At 35.8% G+C, this 4147-nt stretch carries 4 protein-coding genes; 2 read left to right on the forward strand and 2 right to left on the reverse strand.

Annotated features, from left to right (window positions below):
- The first annotated feature begins 416 nt into the window (after positions 1–416).
- Positions 417–2390 (forward strand): MobQ family relaxase, encoded by a 1974-nt coding sequence (gene mobQ, locus AC1DRF_RS18035; protein ID WP_477741317.1) that lies wholly within the window; start codon positions 417–419, stop codon positions 2388–2390.
- Between the two features lie 741 nt (positions 2391–3131).
- On the opposite strand, the gene AC1DRF_RS18040 is transcribed toward mobQ, so the two are convergent.
- Complete coding sequence (locus AC1DRF_RS18040) at positions 3132–3251, reverse strand: YjcZ family sporulation protein (RefSeq protein WP_477741318.1); 120 nt, start codon at positions 3249–3251, stop codon at positions 3132–3134.
- A gap of 279 nt (positions 3252–3530) precedes the next feature.
- Between AC1DRF_RS18040 and AC1DRF_RS18045 the strand changes: the two genes are divergently transcribed.
- The gene (locus AC1DRF_RS18045; RefSeq protein ID WP_477741319.1) at positions 3531–3854 is read left to right on the forward strand and encodes a hypothetical protein; all 324 of its coding nucleotides are present in this window, start codon (positions 3531–3533) and stop codon (positions 3852–3854) included.
- 184 nt (positions 3855–4038) lie between these two features.
- Here the strand turns inward: AC1DRF_RS18045 and AC1DRF_RS18050 are convergent.
- On the reverse strand, positions 4039–4147 hold a 109-nt coding region (locus AC1DRF_RS18050), incomplete at its 5' end, for a YjcZ family sporulation protein (protein ID WP_477741320.1).

Genomic DNA, 4147 nt, shown 5'->3' on the forward strand with positions numbered 1-4147 from the left:
GTTCCTGAAGAATTTCCTCATCTGTTCGCTTCTTCGGCACCCATCCTCATCTCCTTTTTCTGTTCTCTAATATTTAAATTGATTATATCAAAAATTGAGATAAATTGGTATCCTTAGCATGGATTCTCTCACCAGTATATGGTATAATTCCCTTAGATCAAAGAGATAAGGGCGCACTTATACATCGTACCGATGTGTGCGGTTCCTTCGGAACGAAAAGACAAAACCAAAGACCCATTCGCCTATATGGCGAATTTCATAAAATCTGTTTGCCTATCGGCAAAGATGAAACCACCATCTGACACCTCCGGTGTTCATGATGTTGATTTCATCTGAAGCGTTGATTAGCGCACTTTGTGCTCTCATCAACTTATTCCTAACTCACTAACCCATTCTCAATAAAGGAGGAAAGAATTATGGCTATCTACCATCTATCGATGCAAATTATTAGTCGTTCAAAAGGACAATCAGCTGTCGCTGCAGCTGCTTATCGCAGTGGCGAAAAACTACATGATGAACGTACAGACGAGCAAAAATTTTATGCTCGTAGTGTCCAACCTGAGACCATGATTCTGACTCCTTCTAATGCGCCAGAATGGATGAACGATCGGAACCGTTTATGGAATGAAGTTGAAAAAATAGAGAAACGCAAAGACTCACAACTTGCACGCGAATTGAATATTGCTTTGCCAATTGAACTGAATCATGATCAACAAAAAGAACTCATTCAATCCTTTGCTCAAAACGAGTTTGTTCAAAAAGGAATGGTTGCTGATATTGCTATTCATCGAGATGATAAGAATAATCCTCACGCTCACATCATGTTAACGATGAGAAATCTAGACCAAGATGGATTCGGCAAAAAGAATCGTGGCTGGAATGCTGATTTTGCGAATGCAAAAGAAAACAATCGTGGGTACGTTAAAAATAGCAAAGGCTGCTTATCCATCCGTGAACAATGGGCAAACTATGCGAATCAAGCGCTAGAACAAGCTCAAAGCAATGAACGTATTACTCATCTTTCTCATGAAAAGCGTGGACTAGAAATCTTACCAATGGTTCACTTAGGCCATGTCGCACATGACATGGAGAAGAAAGGGAAGAAAACAGATCGTGGCCAGATCAATAGAGACCGCCARGACTACAATAAGGCCGTGGTTGATTTACAAGCCTACCGTCACCAAAAAGAAGAACACTTAAAGAAAATGAAGGAAAAAGAGAAGCAATTCAGCTTTTCTACGGATATAGAGAAAACCTATATTCAAAAAGCTGCGTCTCTTGTAGGTCAAAAGGTTATTACCTTAGAAGATATTGAGGCACGCCACGARGAACTACGCAAAATGAGTGATCGTCATGATCCTATTGAACGACACTTTCATGTACAACAACAGCAATTCCTGAATGTCAGCAATTATTATGATCGTGTGAGAGATTTAGAGCGTGAAATCCAACAGAATGAAGAAAAAGTAGAGGAACTTAAGAAGTCCCTTAATCCGTTTAAACTTAAAGAGAATAACATGATGAAACGACGTCATCTTGATAAGATTTCTGATTTAGAAAGTAACAAAGAAAGCTATGAAAGTAGTATTCAAAAACAGAAAGAATCTCTACGTTTTTCAAACAAAGAAGAGTTCTATCAGCGTTACCAAGAATTCTCTCAAAAGAAAGAAAATCGACTCAATCAGATTACGTATGAGAAAAAACAAATCCAAGTCGAAACTAGGGTACTATTACAAGCTGAAGAAGCTATTAAACAGGCCAAAATCCGTGAGGTAAGCTCTTATTATCCGGATCTTAAAACAGCTGGCAAATATCTCACGTACAGCAATGCATTAAGGCTGGAACAGTATCACGATACTGCTCAACAAAATCAATTTAGGCTATCTAACATCAAACAAAGTCTAGATGCTAACCAAAAGAAGCTAGACGAGTTCAAAAAACATCAGAAAATGGTTCGTGTAGAGAAAGAACATGTCTCAACTATAAGTAAAGAGGTAGAGAAGCTCAGCAGCGTGGAGAAAAAGCTTGATGAATTAGACAGAAGCCCAGGGGAAAAAGCCAAACGACTTGTCTCAAAAAAAGCTCGTCAAGATTATGAAGAATTGCAAAGTGAAGCTAAATATGGACGTGAAAATCTAAAAGAACTGGGCTACAAAGGACAACAAAATTTACAACAACAACAAAGCCGCATGAACACAATGGAGAAAACAGTCGTCCCATGGTTAGAAAAAGAAATAAAAACACATGAGAGCAACATAAACGCTCTAAATAACGTTTTTAATGCTATCCAACAAGCTATTCATAGTCAAGAACATGCACAGCAAATAACAAGATTAAGAAGTACAACGATAAACAGATCAAACAAGCAGGGACCAGACCTTAGCCGTTAACAAAAAAATTGTATAAATAAAAAAGGCTTGTTCAAATGTATGAGCAAGCCTTTTACTTGTAAATTAAATAAAGTTAGTAATTAGTAATTGGAATGACTATTATGTCCACAATTACAWTTATGATTTTGGTGATGATTATTWTTWYTATCCTTACAACTACAATTGTTATTACCCTGATTATAAGAATTATGATCGTTATTATGGTTATGATGATTATGTCTACCACAAGAGCAACCGCCAAAATTATTGTTATAGTTACAGCGACGACGTCGACACCCACAAAAGAAAATATTATTCCAACAACACATATATATCCCTCCCTTTAATATGGATAAGATATTTTATGCTATTAATTTTTTTTAGCTTGTACTATCATCACCTATATAAAAAAGCTTCTGAATAGAACGTCCAAGAGCTTTTTTACTATTAATCATAAAGTTATAAGTGCCTTAAGGCACTTTCAGTCAACTTAAGTTGACTAGGGTTATGTAACAAATAAATCCCCTTCAAATCTTTTGATATGAAAGGCAAAAAAACCCTGATTTCAACCACAATCAGGAGTTTTTCTGACTGGTCAAGAATACACCAAAAAAACAAAGGTTTCTCTTAGAATAAAATGGCGGGGTACGCTAACTTCATAATATGCATTCATAATATTTTAGGAACTTGCCTATCATTAAAAGGATTTAAAATAAATGGGTCTATGTAAAAAGCCTTTCGTTTGAAAGGCTTTTTATTGAATTAGCAGAAGCCTCCGTAGCCACCACTAAAACAACTACATCCAATAATGACAAGAAGAATAAATAAGACAATTAGAAGAGCAAAACCTCCACCAAGTCCACATCCACCACAACTAGACATACTATCACTCCTTTTTAAAAAATTTGAGTAAAGGAGTAGGGATATAATTTACATGGGCTAACGTATTATATGTATCCGTAAGCATTTATGAGCATGTTTAATTCTTAAATAAAAATCACTARTATTRAACCCGAMMGTAATAGTTTTTAAAATTGTGGTTTTTATTTTAAAAAACTATTACTTTTTACTTATTTTTCACAAAACAGGGACACTAACCCAAGAARTAAACTAGGTAAATGCATATTCTTGATTTGATAAGAAAAAATGGAGGTTKCGCTYATGAATTCAGAAATACACTTTTTACCTAGTTTATATTCTCAAGAAAAYCAGTTAAACCATGCAGATGAACGGTTTATTGGRAGACCTGGTTTTGGYTTTGGAAGACCCGGTTTCGGCCGTCCAGGGTTCGGCTTTGGAAGACCTGGTTTTGGTTTTGGTGGTCCCTTTGTAGGGGGATTAGCTGGTGGTTTATTAGCCGGTTCTTTACTTTCTCCATATGGATACGGTGGTTATGGCTATGGATCTCCATATGGATACGGTGGTTATGGTGGTTACGGCTATGGATCCCCGTATGGATACGGTGGATATGGTGGTTGCTGTTAATCCCCTTTGAAATGAAAGTAGAATGTTTAAATTAAGATTTGTTATGTGTTATGTAAAATAAGAGTTTAATGTTTAAATATCTATTAAAATAGCTTACAAAAATTCTTTTAGAAATAAAATCCGATGGAATTCATTATTCCATCGGATTAATGAGGAAAAGAGCCTTATAAACTTCATTTACTTATTAATAACTACTGTTAAAGCAAGAACAACCAACAATAACTAATAATATAAACAGAACAACAATAATAGCAAAACTACCACCTGAGTTACCACCGTAACCACCATAGCCA

The organism is Priestia sp. P5_B4 (assembly GCF_056400385.1).